Raw genomic sequence first — 21,814 nt, forward strand, 5'->3', positions numbered from 1 at the left:
CTTTCCGAGCCGCTTTTTTTAATAGATGATTCCTCTTATGGCCATTAATATGACTAAATGTAAAGGATAAAAGACGTATAAGAAATATTTCGGCAAATGAACTGTCCGTTTCAATACTCGTCCTGCAATGGGGAAGGCAAAGAGAGAAAAACTTTGTATCCATGCTCCCGTTAATAATCCATAAATGACTTGAAGTGCCATTTGCCCATAAAAAGAAACCTCTTTGGCACAGTAATAAAAACCATAGAAAAAAATAGTGGCTACACCATACCAGCTATAACTGCTCTTTAACCAAAAGGAAAATACAAGCAATACCATAGCCAAAAACTGTTCTTTTTGACCCTTCCGAAAAAGCCATAACACCATCGCCCCAAAAGCTAATGTAAATAGAGGGTTCAAGTTAGTGTTATAAAATGCCCTTTCATAAATAGGCTGGGATATTACGGCCGCCAAAAGAATGCGAAATAAATACTTAGGGAAGTTAGAGGTATAAGTTACCCCTTGGGCAATGCCAAAGGCAAATAACGGAAAAGATAACCGCCCAATGAGTCGAAAACCCATCTCCCCAGGAAAAAACATAATCCCAATATGATCCACAACCATAATCAATGCCGCCATGGCCGCCGTCACTTGATTCCGCCCCTGCATGTATCACGCCTCGGCAAACATAGGCGTTGATAGGTATCTCTCTCCTGTGTCAGGTAAAAACACTACAATATTTTTCCCTGCATTTTCTGGGCGTTCTGCCACCTGCTTTGCTGCAATAATTGCCGCTCCCGAGGAAATGCCCACCAAAAGCCCTTCTGTTTTTGCAATTTCCCTTCCTGTTTCAAAGGCATCTTCATTTTCAATGGCTATGATTTCATCGTAAATTTCAGTGTCTAATATAGAAGGAACAAAGTTTGCCCCTATCCCCTGAATACCATGGGAGCCTGCAATACCTTTTGACAATAAAGGGGATTTTGCAGGTTCAACGGCAACAATGTGAATATGAGGATTCTTTTCTTTTAAATACTTTCCTACACCAGTAATGGTTCCACCTGTACCAATTCCCGCAACAAAAATATCCACCTTACCCTGTGTATCTTCATAGATCTCAGGCCCTGTGGTTTCGTAATGAACCTTGGGGTTTGCAGCGTTATCAAACTGACCGGGAATAAAAGAATTGGGAATTTCTTTGTTCAATTCCTCTGCCCTTTCAATGGCTCCCGCCATTCCCTTTGCCCCATCAGAAAGCACCAACTCTGCGCCAAATGCTTTCATTAGCATACGACGTTCCATACTCATGGTTTCAGGCATGACTATGATTGCACGGTATCCCTTTGCCGCTGCCATTACCGCTAAACCAATGCCTGTATTGCCGCTTGTGGGTTCAATAATGGTAGCACCCTCTTTTAAAATCCCCTTTTTTTCAGCATCTTCAATCATGGCTTTCGCCACTCTATCCTTTGCACTACCCCCAGGATTCATAAATTCAACCTTAGCCATCAGCTTTGCTTGCAAATTATATTTTCTCTCAAATTGTGTCAATTCCAATAAAGGTGTTTTACCAATAAGCTGTTCCACGCTTTTATAAACCATCGTTTTCTCATCCTCTCTATTTCCTAGTAGTACCACCGAAACAAGTTTCTGTCAAGCAATATGTCTATTGTTCTTCCTCATCTTTTATGCTACTATGAAAATTGTATTTGTAAATACTTTTATTGAGTGTTTTCAGATACACCTATGTTCTTTTTCATGAACCACAGAAAAAAGATCTTCTTTTCTCAAAATAGTAGGGCACCTGCTTTTTGAGGAACTTTTTATGGAAAAAATCTAATATGAAACAAGTAAAAGTAAACTTAAAAGAAAGGATCTGAGCTTTATGAAGATCGGTCGTAACGATCCCTGCTGGTGCAATAGCGGAAAAAAATATAAACAGTGCCATGCAGCAATGGATGAAAAAATTGCACAATTTGAAGCCGAGGGAGCCAAAGTTCCCCCTTACAAAATTATTAAAACCCCTGAACAATTAGATGGTATCCGAAAGGCAGGAAAACTAAACACAGCAGTTCTGGATATGGTGGCGGAAAAAATTTGCGCTGGTATGTCTACCGAGGATATCAATACTATCGTCCATGAATATATTCTTGCCCACGGCGGCACTCCCGCTACGCTGGGTTATTGCGGTTATCCCAAAAGTGTTTGCACTTCTGTAAATGATGTTATTTGCCACGGCATCCCCTCTCCTGATGAAATTTTAAAAGATGGCGATATCGTTAACGTTGATGTTACAACAATATTAGATGGCTATTATGCCGATGCTTCCCGTATGTTCTGCATTGGTGAAGTAAGCCCCGAGGCAAAAAAATTAGTTGAAGTAACCAAGGAATCCGTAGACTTAGCGTTAAAGGTAGTAAAACCCTGGGGATTTTTGGGGGATATTGGCTATGTTGTCAGCCAGCATATTTATGAGCATGGATACACTGTGCTCCATGATATTGGCGGCCATGGTGTTGGAAACGATTTCCACGAAGACCCCTATGTTTGCCATGTTGGTGAGCGAGGCAAAGGAATGCTTTTGGTTCCAGGTATGGTATTTACCATCGAGCCTATGGTAAATGCAGGGGAAGAGGACTTTTATCAGGATGAAGAAAACGGTTGGACAATTTACACCGAAGATGGTTCCCTCTCCGCCCAGTGGGAATATACTGTTGCAGTAACGGAGGATGGAGTAGAAATCATTACCCATTAATATTATGAGGATGAAAAAATGAAAAAAGACACCTTGATCTATTTTTACAGTGCTTTACATGCGTTGTATTGGATGAGTTACGGCTGTATTGTGGCTTTTACCACCGTTTTTCTTTTAGACCATGGTTTTTCTAACGGCGGTATCGGAACGCTCATTGCCGTTTCCAGCTTACTTTCCGTATTGCTCCAACCAATAATTGCTGGGGCGGCGGATAAAGGAAATCAATTTACAGTGAAACGGGTTTTTATGCTCCTTTCCTTGGGGCAAATTATCCCCCTCATCCTATTAGCTGTTTGGAAGCCGCCTATGGTGCTGGTGGCATTGCTTTATAGTTTCCTTATTTTGTTACAACTTTCCATGCAGCCTTTGTTAAGTGCCTTGGGTGTTCAACTTATACAAAACGACATCCCTCTTAATTTTGGCGTAGCCCGAGGAATCGGCTCATTTTCCTTCGCTATTCTGACATTTTTTTTAGGATCACTAACCGTTGTTTTTAGTACAAGGTGCCTGCCCCTGATTGCCTGTGGCTTAAACTTATTGATTTTATTTCTCATTCATAAGTTCCCTGAAATGGGTAGCAATCAGAGTCATAACATAACGCAAGGGGGTACCATTGCCCTCTTAAAATGCAATCCTTCCTTTGCCTTATTAATCATAGGTATTGCATTCATTTTTGCATCCCATAGCTCCATAAACACCTATATGATACATATTCTTAAACGCATTGGTAAAGGAAACGCTGAACTTGGACAAATTATGGCATACATTGCGCTTTTGGAAGTTCCAGCAATGCTTTTATGTACCCGTTTGATTCGCAAATGGAACTGCGGAAAACTGTTGCGATTTGCGGCGATATTTTTTGTCATAAAAGCCATAGGCATTACCCTTTCCACAAACTTAGCTACCCTTTATGTGGCTGTTAGCTTTCAAGCCATCTCCTTTGCTCCTTTTACTGCGGCAATTGTGTACTATGTAAGTAGTGTTTTGCCAAGGCATGATCAGGTGAAAGGTCAGGCTTTGATTACCATTGGCCTTACCATCGGTAATATTTTAGGTAGCCTTGGGGGCGGATATATTCTCCAGTATTTCCATATTGGCTTTATGCTATGGCTATTCGCTGGTTTATGCCTAGTAGGAATGGTATTTTTCCTCTGGGGTGCCCAAAATACAACAAACAACGACATGCATTGTGCAACATAAACCAAAAGGTGTTATGGAAGAATCCATAACACCTTTTTTATAAAAAATAATATAGAAGTTAGTATTAACACATAAAAACCTAATATTATGAAGCAACAAGCACCACCACAGGAAAAGTCAAAGATATCTATTTTATAAAAATCCTATGATAAAACTTTCCCTGTATCCAGTCAAGATTTCTCATTGGTAGCCCACACTCTTGATTAAAACACTCTAAACCGCTAGGTATGGACTTACTTAAAATTCAACACATATACGCCTTTAAATCGCCTTATCCTTTTCCTCATTCTCGGGTTCAAGGGCTTTCAGTCGCTTTTCCAATTCTTCAATTCTTGTTTCCCGTTCTATAAATAATGTAACCAGTATTGAAATAATAAAGGCTATGAAAGCTATCCCTGTCCAAAAATTGAGGAAGAAGAGTTCCCAAATAAAAAGAAATAAAATGACTAGTATGAAAATTGCCACAAACGTTTGAAAAAATTCCTTCATGTCACTCACCCTCTCATTCCACATTTTTCCATTATATTACAAATCTCCTTTTTTTACAAGACTTGCAAGCAAGAAAATTACCTCCACGGTTTATAAAAAGCAAAGACATTCAACTTTTTCTACCTTTGTTCTTGAAACCCTCTCTATACTATAATATATAGATTTTTCTCCATGAAGATTTAGTGCTTGTGGACTGGATACCAAATACATCAAGTCTCATAAAAAAAACAAAGCTAAATAATTTTGTATAATGGTTTATAATTCACACGAAAAAGAGCAGATAAGAATTTATCTTATCTGCTCTTTTTGACACTGCGGATAACAGGACTTGAACCTGCACCGGGAAACCCCGACTAGAACCTGAATCTAGCGCGTCTGCCAATTCCGCCATATCCGCATATTATCAACTCGCTAAGTTATAATAATATATTTAATCCAAAAAGTCAAGGGATTGTCATTAATTTTTCCTCTTAAAGAAATAATGGTACTAAGACAGGTACAAGAAGTGTGCAAATTACACCGCTCACAAAGGCGATAATCGCAGTTTTCCCATCTGTATTCTTACTAATGATTCCCAATGTGGTATCCATAGCCGTTGCCCCAGCCGGCGCAATGGCAGAATAGGAATTTAAATATTTTACTAAAAATGGAATTGAAATAAAGGTAATCACTTCTCGAAAAACGTTGGATAAAAAAGAAATCGTTCCGCCAATGGGGTTTCCAGCCTCCGTTATTAAAATTCCCGATAAACTGTACCATCCCAAGCCAGAAGCGATGGCCAAGCCCTCTTTTATTTGCATCTGTAGTAACACAGCACAAATGCCTCCACCGCATAAAGAACCCAAAATTACTCCAAAGGGAATCAAAAGGATTCGAAAGCCCATTTGGCGAATTTGTAAAAAAACCTGACGATTTAATCCTAGGTCAATTCCTACAGAAAATAATAATAACAAAAGCATATAGGACGATGCCTGATCTAAAAAGGACGTAACTTCCAAAGGCATGTAAATGCCCCCAAGAATTCCCAATATCAAAACAATCAAAATAGCAAGGCTCATTCTTCCTCCCCCTTTTTTAAAAAATACTTACTTAAAACAAATACGAAAGCCACACTGCCAATTACCGATAAAACAGCAAATAGCAAGGCTTTTCCTCCTAGGGTTGGAAGGTTTCCAATGACCTCGCCGTTTCGCCCAATGCTAACGCCCATACAAAAAATCAAAAGCAATAACCAAACTGTTTGTAATCGGCAATTTAATTTAATTTGTTCCTCCTTGAGTAACCCGTAAAAACCAATCAAAAACCCAACACCTAAAACAAAAAAAATCTTTACCATTCCTATCCCCCCTTGCGCATTGACCATCCTTGGCTCTATAATAATACGGAAAAATATAAAAAGTGCCCCCGAATACGAGGGCAATTTTTTTATCGGGCATCTTTTAATAATTCAACAACCTGATCTATTTCTTCCTTAGATACATAGCAATGGGTCACAAAACGCATCAGTCCGTTATCCTCCCCATTGATGCATACGTCATGGTCTGCCATGTAACGCACCAGTGCTGCCGAATCCAAAGGATAGTCTTTTAAGCGGAAAAACACCATATTGATCTTCTGACGTTCTTCAAATACTTCTAGGCCCTTTACTTCCTTCAAGCGAGTTACCAAATACTTCGCATTGTCATGGTCTTCCTGCAGCCTCTTTGGCATTTCACCAAGAGCAAGAATTCCCGCCGCTGCTAAAATACCTACTTGACGCATACCACCACCAAGGATTTTACGCTTTCTTCTGGCCAAAGCAATAAACTTCCTGCTCCCCACCAAAATTGAGCCAACGGGGGCACAAAGGCCCTTGGACATACACACGGAAATTGTATCCGCATACTGTGCCATTTCTTTTACGCCTACACCAAGGTAGGTTGCCCCATTAAAAATACGGGCACCATCTAAATGTACTGGTATTTCATATTTATCGGCAATCTCTTTGATACTTTTCATATATTCCAAAGAGCGCACCTGACCATCAGAATCTGCATTTTCATAAGTAATTAACGCAGTTTTTGTCTGATGGATGTCTTCAGGGTCTTTTCTAATATAATGCTCCACCAAATCCAATGGCATTTCGCCATTTACATTGGGGATGGAACGCAACTGCGCCCCTGCAATAATGGCTGATGCTCCGCCTTCGTGACAAATGATATGGCAGTTATCGGGCAAAATGACATCTTCACCTCTTTGTATATGGGTAAACAAAGCCAACTGATTGCTCATTGTTCCCGTAGGAAGGAAAAGCCCAGCTTCTTTGCCAAACATATTCGCTGCCAACTGCTCTAACTCATTTACCGTAGCATCGTCGCCATATACGTCATCTCCCACTACGGCTTGAGACATTGCCTCTCTCATAGCATTGGTAGGCACTGTAACCGTATCGCTTCTTAGATCTATCTTTCCATTAATCATGGTTTAAGCATCTCCTGATAATTTTAAACGTAACTCGTTAATATCCTCATCTTCCAAATACTCGTCATAAGTCATCTGTCTATCAATGATGCCGCCAGGTAGAATTTCGATTATTCTATCGGCAATGGTCTGCACAAACTGATGGTCATGAGATTCGAAAAGCAATGTGCCTTTATATTCACTCAAGCCTTCATTTAACGCCGTAATGGATTCCAAATCCAAATGGTTTGTAGGCTCGTCCATAATCATAACGTTTGCACCGCTCATCATCATTTTACAAAGCATACAACGAACTTTTTCCCCACCAGAAAGAACATTTGCTTGCTTTAATGCTTCTTCACCACTAAAGAGCATACGGCCTAACCAGCCACGAATATCCGCATCATACTGTTCGCCTTCTTTTGCATGAGGTCTTAACCACTCAATCAAAGACTCATTGCAGCCTTCAAAATACTCATTATTATCCTTGGGGAAATACGCTGTTTTTGTTGTAATACCCCACTTAAATTTACCCTCGTCTGGCTCCATTTCTCCCATTAAAATCTGGAATAATGTTGTTCTTGCAATTTCATCCTTACCAACAAAAGCAACTTTTTCGTTGGGACGAATCATAAAGCTAACTTTATCCAAAATCTTCTTCCCATCAATGGTTTTAGAAATTTCCTCAACCAAAAGGACATCGTTCCCAACTTCTCTATCCTGCTTGAAGCTACAGAAAGGATAACGTCTACTGGAAGGTTTAATGGTATCCATCTGCAAGTTATCCAACAGTTTTTTTCTACTGGTTGCCTGCTTCGCTTTGGATGCATTTGCACTAAAACGCTGAATAAACTCCTGCAATTCTTTCATTTTTTGTTCTGTTCGTTTATTCTGATCTTTCAACTGACGCTGTGTCATCTGGGTAAAGCTATACCAGAAATCGTAGTTACCTACAAACATTGTAATTTTGCCATAATCGATATCAGCAATATTGGTACATACCTTATTTAAAAAGTGTCTATCATGGGATACAACAATAACTGTATTTTCAAAATTCATTAAAAAGTCTTCCAGCCATCTAATTGCATGGATATCCAAATGGTTTGTAGGCTCGTCCAAAAGTAAAATATCAGGATTGCCAAATAAGGCCTGAGCCAAAAGGACTTTTACCTTTTGTGTACCTGTCAAATCCTTCATTTTTACATAATGGTATTCATTGGTGACGCCCAAACCATTCAACAAAATTTCTGCATTGGACTCTGCGGACCACCCGTCCAACTCCGCAAACTCCCCTTCCAACTCAGATACTTTAATACCATCTTCATCAGAAAAGTCCTCTTTGGAATACAGTTCTTCTTTTGCCTTCATAATTTCGTATAATCTTTTATGGCCATACAAAACTGCCTGCACTACGTCAAACTCATCAAATAAGAAGTGATCCTGTTTTAAAACTGCCATTCTTTCACCGGGAGTGATAAAAACAGAACCTTTGTTAGGCTCGATTTCACCTGCTAAAATTTTTAAAAACGTGGACTTACCGGCACCATTTGCACCAATGAGCCCATAGCAATTTCCTTTTGTAAAATTGATGTTTACATCATTAAAAAGCACTCTGCCTCCGTACTGAAGACTTACACCCTGTGCTGCGATCATATTGCATTCTCTCCTTTTTTCAAGTCAATCTTTTTTATTATAGCATCATCCTATGAAAAATACAGCATAATTTATAAAAACCCAAAAATATCAGCATTCCCACCGAATTTTTTTAGCAAAGTCTACCTTCCCACAAACTTTGTACGGATTTTGTAGAAATATTACGATTGCTGGCATTCAGTTTATAGCTTCTTAGGAGGTGGCAAATTAAAGCTCTTTACCCCCATTTAATAAATAAGCTCTTACGTCAATAAAAAAACCCTAGGCTTAAAAGCTTATCCGCAGCACACCTTACCAAAAGGTATTTCGGTACACTAACGATTCAAACTTATTCCAAGGGTTTTTTCCTCACTGATGTGCAGCAGCACTGCTTTCTAACAGTGAAATTTCTTTTTCATAATTAATTGCATCTCTGGCCTCAACGGGGATTTCGATTTTTTTCACATCTCCAACTTTTGAAAAGTTTTGTGAAATATAATACTTTTCAACATAAATTGGGTCTTCCCCTGCTTGCCCTAGCTCCTGCAACACATGATCCATGACTGTTTCCAAGGTTTTTGCAAAATCTACAGAAAAGGCAACGGGCGTACCATCCTCTTTCACCTGAATTTCAAAAGGCACAGCCTCCACACCGGAATAATAGCTTTGATCTACCCCATTCATACCCGCAAGCTGCAAGAAGGCTCCCGCCTCCGATATATCATAAACCTTTTGTGCAGGCAATTCACCAGTTATTGTGACAATTCCATTATTCAAGGAAATTTGTTCCCAATTCTCCCCTGCTGCCAATAATAACCCCATATTCTTCGTGGCATCATAAACCCCTACAGACTTCATGGCATTATTTTCGTCCAATGTCATTTCTGTCCATTGTCCATCATATACCATATACATATTGACACCATCACTGACTTTTTCCAAGTAAAGCTGTGAACTGACTGTGTCCTTCTCAAAAGAATCCTGCATTACGATTGATACCCGTAAAGGTTCCTTCATCATTTCAACTTTGGCTTTCGAAACCGTCTCCACGCCATCTTCGCCCATCTTCACTTCTCCATAAAAATCAGAAGTAAAGTCTGAAGATGTCTCTAGTTTTGCTTTTGCCATGGCAATATAACTCTCCGTTGCACTTTCACTGGATACAACTCCGTTGCTGGAGGTTGGTTTTGCAGCACATCCCGACGCAAAAACCATTGCGACCAAAATCATTCCCATCGCAATCATTATTTTGTTTTTCACCTGAATACCTCCCTTTAAGAGCCGCATAAAATATAACATTGTTTTTTCTCCAGCTTCATTTTAACCAAATACCTTGGCCCTTTCAAGGGGTTTTATAATGTTTCAGAAAAATATAAGAAATTACACTTTTTTTTAATACTTCCCTCCACATTTTCTTCCTTTTTTTAGGTTATTCTCCCTTAATTCTCCACTTTTCCCTTTACAGCCGCTGTACACCTGCGATATGGCAAATTACCTCTCCCGCCAAAACCATGCCCGCTGCAGGTGGCACAAAAGAGAGGCTGCCTGGAATTTGCCTTTTACCAGCTTCCGCAGATTCTGCTGGCTTTTGGGGTAGCTCTTTTGAATACACAACCTTAACTCCACGGATTCCTCTATCCTTTAGCTCTTTTCTCATCACCTTTGCTAAGGGGCAAACGGAGGTCTTTGCAATATCTGCCACTTCAAATCTGGAAGGGTCAAACTTATTCCCTGTACCCATACAACTTATCACAGGTACATTTGCCTTTTTTGCCTCTTCAATTAAAATAATTTTTGAGGTAATCATATCAATGGCATCCACAATATAATCATAAGTAGAAAAATCTATTAAACCTCTATTCTCATTTGTAAAATACAAAGAATGGCTCTCTACTATTGTTTCTGGCAAAATATCATGAATTCGTTGTTTCATAATGTCCGTTTTATACTGCCCAACGGTTTTTTGTGTGGCAATTAACTGTCGGTTGATATTCGTTAAGGATACGATATCCCCATCGATTAAAGTCAGATGTCCTATCCCGCTTCTTGCCAAGGCCTCCGCTGCAAAGGAGCCCACACCGCCAATACCAAAAACGGCAACCTTAGCATTTTTCAACCGTTCTAGCCCTTCTTGTCCCAAAAGCAGTTCCGCTCTAGATAATTCATGTAAATTTTCCTGCATCATCCGTCCACCTTTTTCTTTATTCCCGACTTAAGTTCTTTGGGCAAAGATTTCCATAACAAAGGCTCATATAAATGGAAAATCGTTCGAACAATACTATCCCCATGCCCTCTCAGCTGATAAGTTGATGCCTCTACTGCATCTTCCGTTGCGTCTACTGTGGCAAAGGATAAGTCTGCAGCTTTCATCATTGAAACATCATTTCTATTACTACCAAAAACAACCGTCTTTTTTTGTGGCATGGTTTCTAAAAGCTTATTCATCATATATTCCTTGGTTGCATTTTTGTGATAAATCTTTAAATGACAGTAATCCGTCGGTGTTTCTGACTTGTCCCTTAAAAACTGGAGCTCCCCTTCCGTATCGATTTCCCCCAGCTTCTCCATCACAAAATCTGCAACTTTATCCTTTACCACCAGAAGGAAATAAACCTCCTGCCCTTCTTCGGGCCTTTCCCCATAAACATAGTTTCTATAAGGAGACAGCCGTAATTTTTGATACAATTTCTCCTCTTCCTCATTCCTGAAGTCATGATAGTATATCAAAAGAACATCTTGCCAAACCACATTTAAAAAATAATGCAAATTCTGCTGACTTAAAAAATCTTCAATTTTTGTAGTCATTTCCTTCGAAAGGCCTAAGCAAGCCAAATATCTCTTTTCTTTCATATCGTAAAGCACCGCTCCATCCATAGCGATGACAGGCAGTGTTATATGAATCTCCCCTAAATCTGCCATCAACGAGGCAGGGGTTCTCTCTGTGGCAATGGTGAATGCCATACCATCTCGCAACAGTTGGTTTAGCTCAAAAATGCAATAGGGAGTAATTCCTGTTTTCTCACCATAAAGAGCACCATCGAAACCTGAAACAAAAAGAAAATCCTTTTCTCTTCTCCTTGGCAGATGGGCCATATTTACACCTAAAGAAACCAAAATACCCACAATCGTCTCTACCGAACGATTTACAGCATTCATAAAGGGCGAAGCGGAGTCATGGGTTAAAGTGATACTTAATAAAACCACCCCTGCCAATGCGGAAGCCCCCGGCTTTTTCAGAACAACCGTTGTATACAAAACAGGGATTATGGCCAAAGATATAACCAAATACCGCAAGTATTCATATTTGTCAGGAACTTCCAACATTAATGTGCCTGCCAACAGGCCAAAAACCGCCCCAATCACCGTACCAATGACACGGTTAAAGGCTACATCCACACTATGTTCTACATAAGGCTGCATGCAAATAATCGCTGCAATCGCAGAAAAAATAGGCTTCCCATCCCCACCAGTTAAATTACTGATTAAAAAACAAATAGCCACGGCAATGGCTGTTTTAATCATACGCATGCCTATCCTTGGAAAATATCCCATTTGACACACCCCTTATGTATAATTTTTCTTTTCACAAGTATAGAAGTATATTCCAAAACTGTCAAGGTGAAATAAAAAAGGTAAAGGATGTTCATCCTTTACCTTATATATTTGCATTTATGTAGCCGTTTATGCTGCTTTTCTAAGGTTGTAGTCTTCCAATTCCAAGATGGCTGCTTTAATCATATCAGGTGTAATATCATAAGGAACGTAATCCAAATCATATTTTTTCACAGTTGCTTCTAAAACAGGATCTAATTCCTCGACGGAAACCTCAATATCAGAAAGCTTTGTAGGTAACTTCATGCCTTTGTAGAACTCGAAGTAGCGTTCCAGCAACTCATATTGTCTATCTAATGTGAGCAAAACCAATGTACCATAAGATACAACCTCACCATGAAGATGTCTTTCTTCAATCTGATGCAACATGGTCATACTGTTAAACAGGGCGTGAGCCAAGTTTGTATTATACTTATGAGAGTCCACCATATTAGATACCATACCTGTATTAATAAAAATATCCAGAGCAACTTGCTCGATTGCCTCTGAAGGACGGTTTAATTTACAATCCTCCATAGCCTGAATACCGTATTTCAACAAAGGCTCTGTACAACATCTACTCATGGCAACCCCTGCTTGTTCAGATAAGGTTAATTCCTCTTCTTTGCCTCTTGCTGAAAATGTTACTTCTGCCTCTTTACTCATGCCATCGCCGATGCCTGCCCAAAGATATACTTCGGGTGCTTCAGCAATGACCCTTGTTGAAATAAAAACATGCACAGGAGGCCTTTCCACACGGAAAAAATCTCGGAAAACATGATTGGTGTGATAATAAATCCCCAATGCAGAGATACAAGCACAGGTTGATGCAATGGTTGGAAAAGTGAAGTAAGGTTTTTTCAGGTGGTCTGCCACCAGTTTTGCACAGTCAATGGCTTTACCGCCACCTACACAAAAAACCATATCCGCTTCTTTCACAGCATCTAACTGTTGCAATTCTTCTGCATATTCAAAGGCTGCCTCGCCTTTATACCAAACAAAATCAGTGATTTTTATAGAGCTTTCTTTTGTTGCTTCCAGCAAATAGTCCCTTGTTTTGTCCATTGCTGTTTTACCGCCAATTACCACTGCTTTTGTACCATAAGGGGAACACACTGCGTCAATCTCATGGTAAGCATCCTCACCAGCTGTATAGCCGGGGAAAAAAACAGAATAACTGCCCATATCAACGAACCTCCTAATCGATTTACATTATAAATAAATGAACTTATTCAACCAAATAACCTCTTAGTTGCTCGCTTTTGCTTCTTTGTACTTTCTGATAGCATCAGCCAATCTAGGCAGGATCACTTTCACGTCACCTACGATACCCAAATCGGATACTTCGAAGATAGGTGCTGTGTCGTTTTTGTTGATGGAGATAACTACTTCAGAGTTTTCCATACCTGCAACGTGCTGAATCGCACCAGAGATACCGCAAGCCATGTACAATTCAGGACGTACTGTCTTACCTGTCTGACCTACCTGGCGATCTTTTTCAATCCAGCCAGCGTCAACACATGCTCTGGAAGAACCAATTTCAGCGCCCAATGCATCTGCTACGTCTCTGATCATGTCGAAGCCCTGAGGACCACCAATACCACGACCACCGGATACGATCATTTTAGCTTCTGTCAAGTCTGCATGTTTCTTGTCAGCCTTAACAACTTCAAGGATCTCAACGTTCATATCTGCATCTGTGAAGTCAACGTTAAATTTGATCAATTCGCCTGTTCTTGATTTGTCTTTTTCAATTCTTCTCATAACGCCAGGACGTACTGTCGCCATCTGAGGTTTTGTTCTAGGGCACATCAATGTTGCCATGATGTTACCACCGAATGCAGGACGAGTCATAAGAAGTGCTCTTGTAGGATCTTCGCAACCCATAGCTGCTTCCTTCGCGAATTCTTCTTCTGTCTTTGCCATTCTCAAACCTGTTGTATCTGCAACCAAACCTGTCTTAACACGGCTAGCTACACGAGGAGCCACGTCACGACCGATGGAAGATGCACCAAAGAGCATAATTTCAGGATCATATTCCTTCACGATCGCTGTGATAGCCTTTGTGTAAGGTTCTGTTACATAGTTTTTCAAGTAAGGGCTGTCAACAAGGATAACCTTGTCGGCACCATAGTGATAAAGTTTATCAACTTCGCCTTCGATTTCATGACCTAACAGGACAGCTACTACGTCATCCTTCAGATCTTCTTTCAGTCTGGTGGATTCGCCAATCAGTTCAAGACCTACGTTCTGAACCTTTCCGCTTCTCTGTTCAATTACTACAAAAATACCCTTGCTCATAGGTGTTTCCTCCTTAATTTTATCAGCATTACTTGGGATATATGCCCATTTAGGGAATTATCCCTCCCCATCTGCCACAAAAAATTCTGCAGCATAGACTTTTTTTATAAAACAGAGAATTAAATAATAAACTTCTCTTCCAATTTTTTAATGATTGCATCTACTGCTTGCTCAGGTGTAACATCGTTCAACACAGTACCTGTACCCTTCATTTCCTTTGTGAAGGATTTGTATACGTTTGTAGGGGATCCCTTCAAACCAATCATATCCAACTCCAAACCGTCTTTTAACTCTTCAAAGCCAATGGTTTTGATTTCTTTCTGATATGCTTCAAAAACGCCGCCTACGGACATATATCTAGGCTCTGCCAATTCGGCAATGGCTGTCAAAAGGCAAGGAGTTTTTACTTTTACAATGTGGTAACCATCTTCAAACTGTCTTCTTACAACAACAAAATCTGCTCCTGCATCAACCACTTCTTCTACATAAGAAACCTGGGGTAACTGAAGTTTTTCTGCAATCTGAGGACCAACCTGTGCTGTGTCACCGTCGATAGCCTGACGGCCAGTAATGATTAAGTCATAGCCCACCTTTTCCAAAGCTGCAGCCAAGATACCGGATGTAGCATATGTATCGGAACCACCGAATTCTCTAGCGGAAACTAAGTAAGCTTCATCGCAACCCATAGCCAACGCTTCTCTCAAAGCAACATCTGCCTGAGGAGGTCCCATGGATACAACAGTTACAGTACCACCTAATTTTTCTTTTAATGTCAAGGCAGCCTCAAGACCTGTTTTGTCATCATGGTTAATAATAGAGGGAACACCATCACGGATGAGTGTGCCTGTTTTAGGATCAATCTTAACTTCTACGGTATCGGGTACCTGTTTGATACAAACTACTATTTTCATAGGGAAAGTTTCTCCTTTCAAATTTTCAAATCACTGAATATTCATTTTCTTTCTCGTGAAAGCTTATTGGTAAACGGAATTATTTCAAGCCCATCCAACTGGAGATAACAATCTTTTGCACTTCAGATGTACCTTCGTAGATTTCTGTAATCTTAGCGTCACGCATCATTCTTTCGATAGGGTAATCTCTTGTATAACCATAACCACCGTAAAGCTGAAGACATCTTCTAGTTACATCACTTGCGGTTGCACCAGCCAAATATTTCGCCATTGCAGACAAGTGGGAATATGGTCTGTGGGCATCTTTTTCACAAGCTGCTTCATATACTAACAGTTTTACAGCCTCAACCTTTGCTGCCATATCAGCTAATTCAAACTGTGTATTCTGGAACTGACCAATTTTCTTTTTAAACTGTTTTCTTTCCATTACATATTTTACGCATTCTTCAATTGCGCCTTCTGCGATACCCAATGCCTGGGAAGCAATACCAATACGGCCGCCGTCCAGTGTTTGCATTGCGACTTTAAAGCCCTGACCTTCTCTGCCCAAAAGGTTTTCTTTTGGAATACGGCAGTTTTCAAAAATCAACTCGCAAGTTGCGGAACCACGAATACCCATTTTTCTTTCTTTATTACCAATGGTGAAACCAGGTGTATCCTTTTCTACGATAAACGCAGAAATACCACGGTTACCCTTGGATTTGTCTGTCATTGCAACAATTACGTATGTATCTGCATAGCCAGCGTTGGTAATAAATACCTTTGTACCATTGAGTACATATTCATCGCCATCCAACTTTGCTGTTGTCTGCTGCATAGAGGAGTCAGTACCTGCACTGGGCTCAGTTAAACCAAACGCACCCAATTTTTCACCCTTAGCAAGGGGTACTAAGAACTTCTGTTTCTGTTCCTCTGTACCAAACATATAGATAGGACCTGCGCACAAAGATGTATGTGCGGAAACAATTACAGCTGTTGTTGCACAAACCTTAGCAAGTTCTTCTACTGCCATAGAATATGCTAAATAGTCACCGCCAGCACCGCCGTATTCCTTAGGAAATGGAATTCCCATAAAACCGAATCTTGCCAGCTTGCCTAATGTTTCCACAGGAAATCTTTCTTCTTCATCAAGTTCTTCTGCCAAAGGTGCAACCTCTGTTTCGGCAAACTTTCTGTAAAGATCTCGCAACAAAACGTGCTCCTTAGAATAGCCAAACTCCATAACTTGTTCCTCCTTAAATCAAATTCATGCTTTTGCATAATTGTTATTTCTGTAACAAATATATTTTATCAGCAATTACTGTGCCAAACAAGTCTTTTGTTGATTTCACGAACAAAAAATAATTACAAGCTGGATAATTGTTGTAAAAAATGTTAGAATGTAACAAAAATAGTGTTACAAAATTAATTTCTCACAAAGTTGAGGTGCTTAGCTATATGAAGTTGACAAAAGAACTTTTTTTATCTCTAAATTTCCTACCAGAGGTGTTAGACAATATCAATGATGGAGTGAATGTGGTAGATACTGACGGAATGATCGTCTATATCAATGAAATTAGTGCCAACTATGCAGGGAAAAAGAAAGAAGAAATGTTGGGCAATCCCATCACTGACTTTTACCCCGCTGCGATTTTACTCACTGTTTTGCAAAACAGGCAACCTGTTTTGGACAAAAAAATCCACTTTGTCCCACCAAAAAAGTATATTGTTAATTCTTACCCCCTTTTTTACAAAGGTGAATTTATAGGGGCCTTTTCTGTGTTTCGAGATATTCAGGAAATTGAGCAGTTAAACAATAAAATAAAACAATTAGAAATACAGGTTAACTTAAATAAACCAGAGGATGACTTTAGTCACGTAGTTCATTTAGGCACCATGCAAAGTGTATACAAGCAAGCGAAAAAAATCGTTGGTTCTCTGGGAGGCCCCCGTCATTCTATCATTACAGGAGCTTCGGGGACTGGCAAAACCATGTTAGCAAACATTATTTACAACTATGCCAAAGAAATCGGCGTAATCAGTAAAAATGCACCGTTTATTGAAATTAACTGTGCTCAGTTTACCAACCCTGATATCGCAGCCATGGAAATATTCGGTTCCGTAGAAGGGGCATATACTGGTTCCAAAAAGAAAAAGGGTCTTTTTGAACAGGCAAACGGAGGTATTTTATTTCTGGATGAGGCCCACACCATCGAAAATTATCAAAGCTTGCTTTTAAAAGCCATTGAATCAGGCAAAATACGCCGCATCGGTGATACAAAAGAAATAGAAATTAACGTCATTGTGATTGCTGCTTCCACAAAAAATCTCCATGAAGTTTTTTTGCCCGAACTTTACCAACGTCTTGGTCAATATGAAATGTACCTTCCCTCTTTGCAAGAACGCTCCCTAGAGGAAAAAGAACAACTATTCTTACATTTCGTACGCAAATATGAAAATGCCGTATGGGAAGCACGTCGCATTCGTTATCACGTTGTTTTCACACCCCAAGCAAAACACGCCCTTTTAAATGCCGTATACCCAAGAAATATTCGTCAAATGCGGGACGTGATTAATTACAGCATTGATGCCTCCTCACCTCTCGTCGAGGATATTGGAGAAAAAACTGATATCACCACCATTGTAGGGCTGGAGCATATCCCCTTTGATGTTTCTGAAAATCTGGAAGCAGAAAAAAACAACCCGCCTCCTACAAATAAAATAACCGATGATGTGGGAGAGTTTATTTTGAATCAACATAAAAAAGGCGATGGGCCAAGAAAAATTTCTCACCGCTTAGCGGAAATGGGGTACGATGTGCCCTATTATAAAGTTGCCTATTATTTAAAAAAAGAAAACTCTAATTAAGGAGAAAAAGAAATGTGTGCAAATAGAAAAATAAAAAGAAATAAAAAAACCTTTCGGTTTGGCCTTACACTGACAATCTGTTGTTTGTTTATGGCAGTGGTTTATGCCTATACCTCATCAACAGCCATCTATATCCACAATGAAAAGGTTACATTTACGACACAAAGTGGGTTTCCTTTTACCGATGAACAAGGACGTATGCAAGTGCCTTTAAGGGCCACTATGGATGCTTATGGCTGTGAAACAACTTGGAATGAGGGAGCGAAAACAGTTACCCTGAAAAAAGGCGATACTTCGGTAAAGGTCCCCGTCGGCAGACCCTTTATTGTGATTAATGGGGTGCAACAAAACACCGATACTGCCGCACTTATAGAAGATGGACGTACTTATCTTCCTATTCGCCCTGTTTTAGAGGCTTTTGGTGCAAATGTCACATGGGATGAGAAAAGGAATGCCGTCATCATCACAGAAAATATCCATGGTCAGTTAAACGTACACTTTATCGATGTGGATCAGGCCGATGCAATTCTCATTGATCATAAAGACTTTGAAGTCCTCATTGATGGTGGAAATAATAAAGACGGAAAAAATGTGGTTTCTTATATCGAAACCTATGTGGATGGACCTTTGGATCTTGTTATTGCTACCCATCCCGATGCCGACCACATTGGTGGGCTGGACGATGTGATTGAAGCCTACGATGTGTCAAAAATCATTGATAGCGGTAGCAAAAAGGATACAAAAACTTTCAAGGAATATTGGCAAGCAACGCAAAACGAGCCCAACTGTCAGATATTATTTGATGAAGATATGACCCTAGACTTAGGCTATGGTGCAAAGCTAAAAATAATTGAAACAGGAGACGAGTACAAGGATGCCAATGATAATAGTGTGGTTGCCCAGTTAAATTATGGTGATATATCTGTATTGTTAACGGGAGATATGGAGAAGGACGCAGAAAAAGCCGCCCTTTTCAAATTCCAAAATGTAACCGTATTAAAATCTGGACATCATGGTTCAGCAACCTCCTCCTCCCAAAAACTACTGGATATTTTACAGCCAGAATACGTTGTTATTTCAGCTGGGAAAGAAAATAAGTACGGACATCCCCACAGAGCTGTGCTGGAACGTTATTTTAATAGCGGTGCTACGGTTTACGGCACGTTCCGCAGTGGAACCATCATTATGACCACTGATGGAAGCACCGTATCCTTTAATACAAATGATCCTGTGGTTTTAAGCGATGCTGGGAATTAATCTATCTCCCCTTAAAGATAACGGCACATCCTCCCACATTGTTTTATAATGCTTACATATTGGTTACATATTTTAAGAGGTGATGATATAATGGAAATTACAAATCTGATTAATGGTTTAATCGACTCTGACGACAAACATGCTTACCAGTGTTTGAAATTCTTATATTCGAACAAGGGGAATCCTTTTAATTGCAGCCAATGCAAGATGGGACGTAGACTTTAAAATTGACGAAATCACAGACCAATATCTAAAGCATATTTCAGGCGAGAAGCCCATCACAGCACGGCAGTGTATTAAAGCTTTACCATAAGCCTGATTTGAGGGAATGCGTAGTAACTGCATTACAAGGTGCGAATCCTCTTAGCTATAAAGAAAGTATGCAATCACTGGTATTAAAGACATTCAAAAGGCTTTGGTTATTATCCATAAGCTATAAAAATGAATCCACATAAAGTTAGGGCGTCACCGTTTTACGATGATGCCCTAATCCTCTTCTGCCTCATTTTTCGTTTAACCCTCTATTGTTGCTTCAACTTCTTCTTTCTTTTCTTCAGCCTTTCCTTCCAGAATCTCCATGAACTCATCCCCTGTGATTGTTTCTTTTTCCAAGAGATAAGCCGCAATTTCATCCATCTTTTCTCTGTTTTCTGAAATGATGCGGTAAGCCTTATCATGGGCATCTTTTATCATTTGAATAACCGCCACGTCAATTTTCGCAGCTGTTTCATTGGAGCAAGCCAGTGTTGCATCTCCACCTAAGTACTGATTATTCACAGTTTCCAAGGCAACCATACCGAACTCATCACTCATACCATATCGGGTAATCATGGCTCTTGCCATTCTAGTGGCCTGCTCGATATCATTGGATGCACCTGTGGTGATGGAATGAAACTGAATTTCTTCTGCAACTCGTCCGCCTGTAAGGGTTGCAATTTTATTAAAGGCTTTTTCTTTGTCCATTAAAAAATATTCAGCCTCATCTACCTGCATGGTATAGCCCAAGGCTCCTGAGGTTCTAGGGATAATGGTAATCTTATGAACAGGGGCACAATTTTTTTGTTTTGCTGCTACCAAAGCGTGTCCAACCTCATGATAAGCAATAATTTCCTTTTCATGTTTGGAAATAACAGCACCTTTTCGCTGATATCCAGCTAAAATAACTTCAACGCTTTCCTCCAAGTCACTCTGGCTCACCAAGTTACGCCCCATTCTAACGGCACGCAAGGCACCTTCATTAATAATATTTGCAAGCTCAGCCCCAGATGCACCGGAAGCCGCCCTTGCAATGGGGCCAAAATCCACATTTTCTTCCATTTTCACTTTTGTGGCATGAACCTTAAGGATGGCCTCTCTGCCCTTCATATCGGGTAATTCCACGGGAATACGTCTATCAAAACGACCAGGGCGTAACAAAGCCTTATCTAACGTCTCCGGTCTATTGGTTGCCGCTAAAATAACTACACCCTTTTTACCATCAAAACCGTCCATCTCTGTTAAAAGCTGATTTAGCGTTTGCTCCCTCTCGTCATTCCCACTCATACCACCGCCATCTCTTTTCTTACCGATGGTGTCAATTTCATCAATAAATACAATACATGGCGCTTTTTCATTGGCCTGCTTAAATAAATCTCTAACCTTGGCCGCGCCCATACCAACAAACATTTCTACGAACTCTGAACCAGAGATGGAAAAGAAAGGCACACTAGCTTCACCTGCTACGGCTTGAGCCAAAAGGGTTTTACCCGTTCCCGGAGGGCCAACCAATAAGGCACCCTTAGGCATTTTCGCCCCTACATCTGTATATTTCTCAGGGTTATGAAGGAAGTCTACAATTTCACTCAAAGCTTCCTTTGCCTCATCCTGTCCCGCAACGTCGGCAAAGGTCTTACCCGTTTGTGCCTTTACATAAACTTTTGCATTTGCCTTACCAAATGCCATGGCGTTGCCGCCCATGCCCCCTACTTTACCCATCATTTTACTCATAATAAAACGCCAGATTAAACCAAAAACAACCAGCATAATGAGTGTGCTAATCCAAGGAGAAATCTCTTTGGGCTTTACTTCATTAAACTTGACTCCCGCTGTATCCAAGCGGTCCACCAGCATACTATCATCCATACGTCCAGTAATGAATACCTTTTCTGGGGTGACTTCTGTTTCTCCTTCGGTGACACCCTTTAAAACAAAATAAATATCATCCTCATTCACTTGTACTTCACTAACATTTTCACCCTTTAATTCATTTAAAAATACATCATAAGTTACTTTTTTAACTGCATCCTTTGTAAACATAGGTAACAAAACCATGTTTATAATCCCCATGAATAACAAAACCATCAGCCAGTAATAAACAAACGGTTTCTTTTTATTTTCCATAGATTCACTCTCTTTCTACTTTTCCCTATTTATG

General features: G+C 40.0%; 19 protein-coding genes and 1 tRNA gene. 4 read left to right on the forward strand and 16 right to left on the reverse strand.

From position 1 onward, the window contains the following. Positions 1 to 18 precede the first annotated feature (18 nt). Both RBQ60_RS13735 and cysK read right to left on the reverse strand, forming a co-directional pair. Positions 19 to 648, reverse strand: coding sequence for a TraX family protein (locus RBQ60_RS13735; protein WP_307884242.1), 630 nt, complete (start codon positions 646 to 648; stop codon positions 19 to 21). Between the two features lie 3 nt (positions 649 to 651). Further along, on the reverse strand, positions 652 to 1,581 hold the full coding sequence (gene cysK, locus RBQ60_RS13740; RefSeq protein ID WP_307884243.1) for a cysteine synthase A: 930 nt from the start codon (positions 1,579 to 1,581) through the stop codon (positions 652 to 654). A gap of 283 nt (positions 1,582 to 1,864) precedes the next feature. Between cysK and map the strand changes: the two genes are divergently transcribed. Beyond that, positions 1,865 to 2,734, forward strand: coding sequence for a type I methionyl aminopeptidase (gene map, locus RBQ60_RS13745; protein WP_307884244.1), 870 nt, complete (start codon positions 1,865 to 1,867; stop codon positions 2,732 to 2,734). A gap of 18 nt (positions 2,735 to 2,752) precedes the next feature. After that, positions 2,753 to 3,934: an MFS transporter gene (locus RBQ60_RS13750; protein WP_307884245.1), complete on the forward strand. Its 1,182-nt coding sequence runs from the start codon at positions 2,753 to 2,755 to the stop codon at positions 3,932 to 3,934. Between the two features lie 261 nt (positions 3,935 to 4,195). Here RBQ60_RS13750 and RBQ60_RS13755 read toward each other — a convergent pair whose 3' ends face one another. The 13 genes from RBQ60_RS13755 to RBQ60_RS13815 all read right to left on the reverse strand — a co-directional run bounded on the left by RBQ60_RS13755 (position 4,196) and on the right by RBQ60_RS13815 (position 16,519). Next, the gene (locus RBQ60_RS13755; RefSeq protein WP_307884246.1) at positions 4,196 to 4,423 is read right to left on the reverse strand and encodes a hypothetical protein; all 228 of its coding nucleotides are present in this window, start codon (positions 4,421 to 4,423) and stop codon (positions 4,196 to 4,198) included. A 313-nt stretch (positions 4,424 to 4,736) separates the two neighbouring features. Beyond that, a tRNA-Leu gene (locus RBQ60_RS13760) sits at positions 4,737 to 4,820 on the reverse strand. A 73-nt stretch (positions 4,821 to 4,893) separates the two neighbouring features. After that, positions 4,894 to 5,481 (reverse strand): lysine exporter LysO family protein, encoded by a 588-nt coding sequence (locus tag RBQ60_RS13765; protein ID WP_307884247.1) that lies wholly within the window; start codon positions 5,479 to 5,481, stop codon positions 4,894 to 4,896. Beyond that, positions 5,478 to 5,759: a LysO family transporter gene (locus tag RBQ60_RS13770; protein WP_307884248.1), complete on the reverse strand. Its 282-nt coding sequence runs from the start codon at positions 5,757 to 5,759 to the stop codon at positions 5,478 to 5,480. Before RBQ60_RS13770 ends, RBQ60_RS13765 begins: the two co-directional genes overlap by 4 nt. Before the next feature lie 89 nt (positions 5,760 to 5,848). Next, positions 5,849 to 6,883, reverse strand: coding sequence for a low-specificity L-threonine aldolase (gene ltaE, locus RBQ60_RS13775; RefSeq protein WP_307884249.1), 1,035 nt, complete (start codon positions 6,881 to 6,883; stop codon positions 5,849 to 5,851). Positions 6,884 to 6,886: 3 nt separating this feature from the next. Continuing rightward, positions 6,887 to 8,515: an ABC-F family ATP-binding cassette domain-containing protein gene (locus RBQ60_RS13780; protein WP_307884250.1), complete on the reverse strand. Its 1,629-nt coding sequence runs from the start codon at positions 8,513 to 8,515 to the stop codon at positions 6,887 to 6,889. 348 nt (positions 8,516 to 8,863) lie between these two features. After that, positions 8,864 to 9,754: a hypothetical protein gene (locus RBQ60_RS13785; RefSeq protein WP_307884251.1), complete on the reverse strand. Its 891-nt coding sequence runs from the start codon at positions 9,752 to 9,754 to the stop codon at positions 8,864 to 8,866. 199 nt (positions 9,755 to 9,953) lie between these two features. Beyond that, positions 9,954 to 10,676 carry a tRNA threonylcarbamoyladenosine dehydratase gene (locus RBQ60_RS13790; RefSeq protein WP_307884252.1) on the reverse strand — a complete coding sequence of 241 codons (723 nt, stop codon included), beginning with the start codon at positions 10,674 to 10,676 and terminating at the stop codon, positions 9,954 to 9,956. After that, positions 10,676 to 12,046 carry an HAD hydrolase family protein gene (locus tag RBQ60_RS13795; RefSeq protein WP_307884253.1) on the reverse strand — a complete coding sequence of 457 codons (1,371 nt, stop codon included), beginning with the start codon at positions 12,044 to 12,046 and terminating at the stop codon, positions 10,676 to 10,678. The genes RBQ60_RS13790 and RBQ60_RS13795 overlap by 1 nt, the downstream gene beginning before the upstream one ends. Positions 12,047 to 12,175: 129 nt before the next feature. Further along, positions 12,176 to 13,270, reverse strand: coding sequence for an iron-containing alcohol dehydrogenase family protein (locus RBQ60_RS13800; RefSeq protein ID WP_307884254.1), 1,095 nt, complete (start codon positions 13,268 to 13,270; stop codon positions 12,176 to 12,178). Positions 13,271 to 13,333: 63 nt separating this feature from the next. Further along, positions 13,334 to 14,386: an electron transfer flavoprotein subunit alpha/FixB family protein gene (locus tag RBQ60_RS13805; RefSeq protein WP_307884053.1), complete on the reverse strand. Its 1,053-nt coding sequence runs from the start codon at positions 14,384 to 14,386 to the stop codon at positions 13,334 to 13,336. 119 nt (positions 14,387 to 14,505) lie between these two features. Next, positions 14,506 to 15,297, reverse strand: a complete 792-nt coding sequence (locus RBQ60_RS13810) for an electron transfer flavoprotein subunit beta/FixA family protein (RefSeq protein WP_307884255.1) — start codon at positions 15,295 to 15,297, stop codon at positions 14,506 to 14,508. A 79-nt stretch (positions 15,298 to 15,376) separates the two neighbouring features. Continuing rightward, positions 15,377 to 16,519: an acyl-CoA dehydrogenase gene (locus RBQ60_RS13815; RefSeq protein ID WP_307884256.1), complete on the reverse strand. Its 1,143-nt coding sequence runs from the start codon at positions 16,517 to 16,519 to the stop codon at positions 15,377 to 15,379. Between the two features lie 215 nt (positions 16,520 to 16,734). On the opposite strand from RBQ60_RS13815, the gene RBQ60_RS13820 reads away from it, so the two are divergent. Beyond that, entirely contained in the window at positions 16,735 to 18,144 is a 1,410-nt protein-coding gene (locus RBQ60_RS13820; protein ID WP_307884257.1) for a sigma 54-interacting transcriptional regulator, read from the forward strand. 12 nt (positions 18,145 to 18,156) lie between these two features. Beyond that, positions 18,157 to 19,401 carry a stalk domain-containing protein gene (locus tag RBQ60_RS13825; RefSeq protein ID WP_307884258.1) on the forward strand — a complete coding sequence of 415 codons (1,245 nt, stop codon included), beginning with the start codon at positions 18,157 to 18,159 and terminating at the stop codon, positions 19,399 to 19,401. Positions 19,402 to 19,914: 513 nt separating this feature from the next. Here RBQ60_RS13825 and ftsH read toward each other — a convergent pair. Beyond that, positions 19,915 to 21,780, reverse strand: a complete 1,866-nt coding sequence (ftsH, locus tag RBQ60_RS13835) for an ATP-dependent zinc metalloprotease FtsH (RefSeq protein ID WP_307884259.1) — start codon at positions 21,778 to 21,780, stop codon at positions 19,915 to 19,917. Positions 21,781 to 21,814 lie beyond the last annotated feature (34 nt).

It is taken from the genome of Anaerotignum sp. MB30-C6, assembly GCF_030908465.1.
Lineage (GTDB): Bacteria > Bacillota > Clostridia > Lachnospirales > Anaerotignaceae > Chakrabartyella.

What these genes read in the sequence shown, in the direction of transcription:
- RBQ60_RS13735 (WP_307884242.1), bottom strand. Translation starts at nt 648, where the DNA reads ATGCAGGGGCGGAATCAAGTGACGGCGGCCATGGCGGCATTGATTATG.
- cysK (WP_307884243.1), bottom strand. Translation starts at nt 1,581, where the DNA reads ATGGTTTATAAAAGCGTGGAACAGCTTATTGGTAAAACACCTTTATTG.
- map (WP_307884244.1), top strand. Translation starts at nt 1,865, where the DNA reads ATGAAGATCGGTCGTAACGATCCCTGCTGGTGCAATAGCGGAAAAAAA.
- RBQ60_RS13750 (WP_307884245.1), top strand. Translation starts at nt 2,753, where the DNA reads ATGAAAAAAGACACCTTGATCTATTTTTACAGTGCTTTACATGCGTTG.
- RBQ60_RS13755 (WP_307884246.1), bottom strand. Translation starts at nt 4,423, where the DNA reads ATGAAGGAATTTTTTCAAACGTTTGTGGCAATTTTCATACTAGTCATT.
- RBQ60_RS13765 (WP_307884247.1), bottom strand. Translation starts at nt 5,481, where the DNA reads ATGAGCCTTGCTATTTTGATTGTTTTGATATTGGGAATTCTTGGGGGC.
- RBQ60_RS13770 (WP_307884248.1), bottom strand. Translation starts at nt 5,759, where the DNA reads ATGGTAAAGATTTTTTTTGTTTTAGGTGTTGGGTTTTTGATTGGTTTT.
- ltaE (WP_307884249.1), bottom strand. Translation starts at nt 6,883, where the DNA reads ATGATTAATGGAAAGATAGATCTAAGAAGCGATACGGTTACAGTGCCT.
- RBQ60_RS13780 (WP_307884250.1), bottom strand. Translation starts at nt 8,515, where the DNA reads ATGATCGCAGCACAGGGTGTAAGTCTTCAGTACGGAGGCAGAGTGCTT.
- RBQ60_RS13790 (WP_307884252.1), bottom strand. Translation starts at nt 10,676, where the DNA reads ATGCAGGAAAATTTACATGAATTATCTAGAGCGGAACTGCTTTTGGGA.
- RBQ60_RS13795 (WP_307884253.1), bottom strand. Translation starts at nt 12,046, where the DNA reads ATGGGATATTTTCCAAGGATAGGCATGCGTATGATTAAAACAGCCATT.
- RBQ60_RS13800 (WP_307884254.1), bottom strand. Translation starts at nt 13,270, where the DNA reads ATGGGCAGTTATTCTGTTTTTTTCCCCGGCTATACAGCTGGTGAGGAT.
- RBQ60_RS13805 (WP_307884053.1), bottom strand. Translation starts at nt 14,386, where the DNA reads ATGAGCAAGGGTATTTTTGTAGTAATTGAACAGAGAAGCGGAAAGGTT.
- RBQ60_RS13810 (WP_307884255.1), bottom strand. Translation starts at nt 15,297, where the DNA reads ATGAAAATAGTAGTTTGTATCAAACAGGTACCCGATACCGTAGAAGTT.
- RBQ60_RS13815 (WP_307884256.1), bottom strand. Translation starts at nt 16,519, where the DNA reads ATGGAGTTTGGCTATTCTAAGGAGCACGTTTTGTTGCGAGATCTTTAC.
- RBQ60_RS13820 (WP_307884257.1), top strand. Translation starts at nt 16,735, where the DNA reads ATGAAGTTGACAAAAGAACTTTTTTTATCTCTAAATTTCCTACCAGAG.
- RBQ60_RS13825 (WP_307884258.1), top strand. Translation starts at nt 18,157, where the DNA reads ATGTGTGCAAATAGAAAAATAAAAAGAAATAAAAAAACCTTTCGGTTT.
- ftsH (WP_307884259.1), bottom strand. Translation starts at nt 21,780, where the DNA reads ATGGAAAATAAAAAGAAACCGTTTGTTTATTACTGGCTGATGGTTTTG.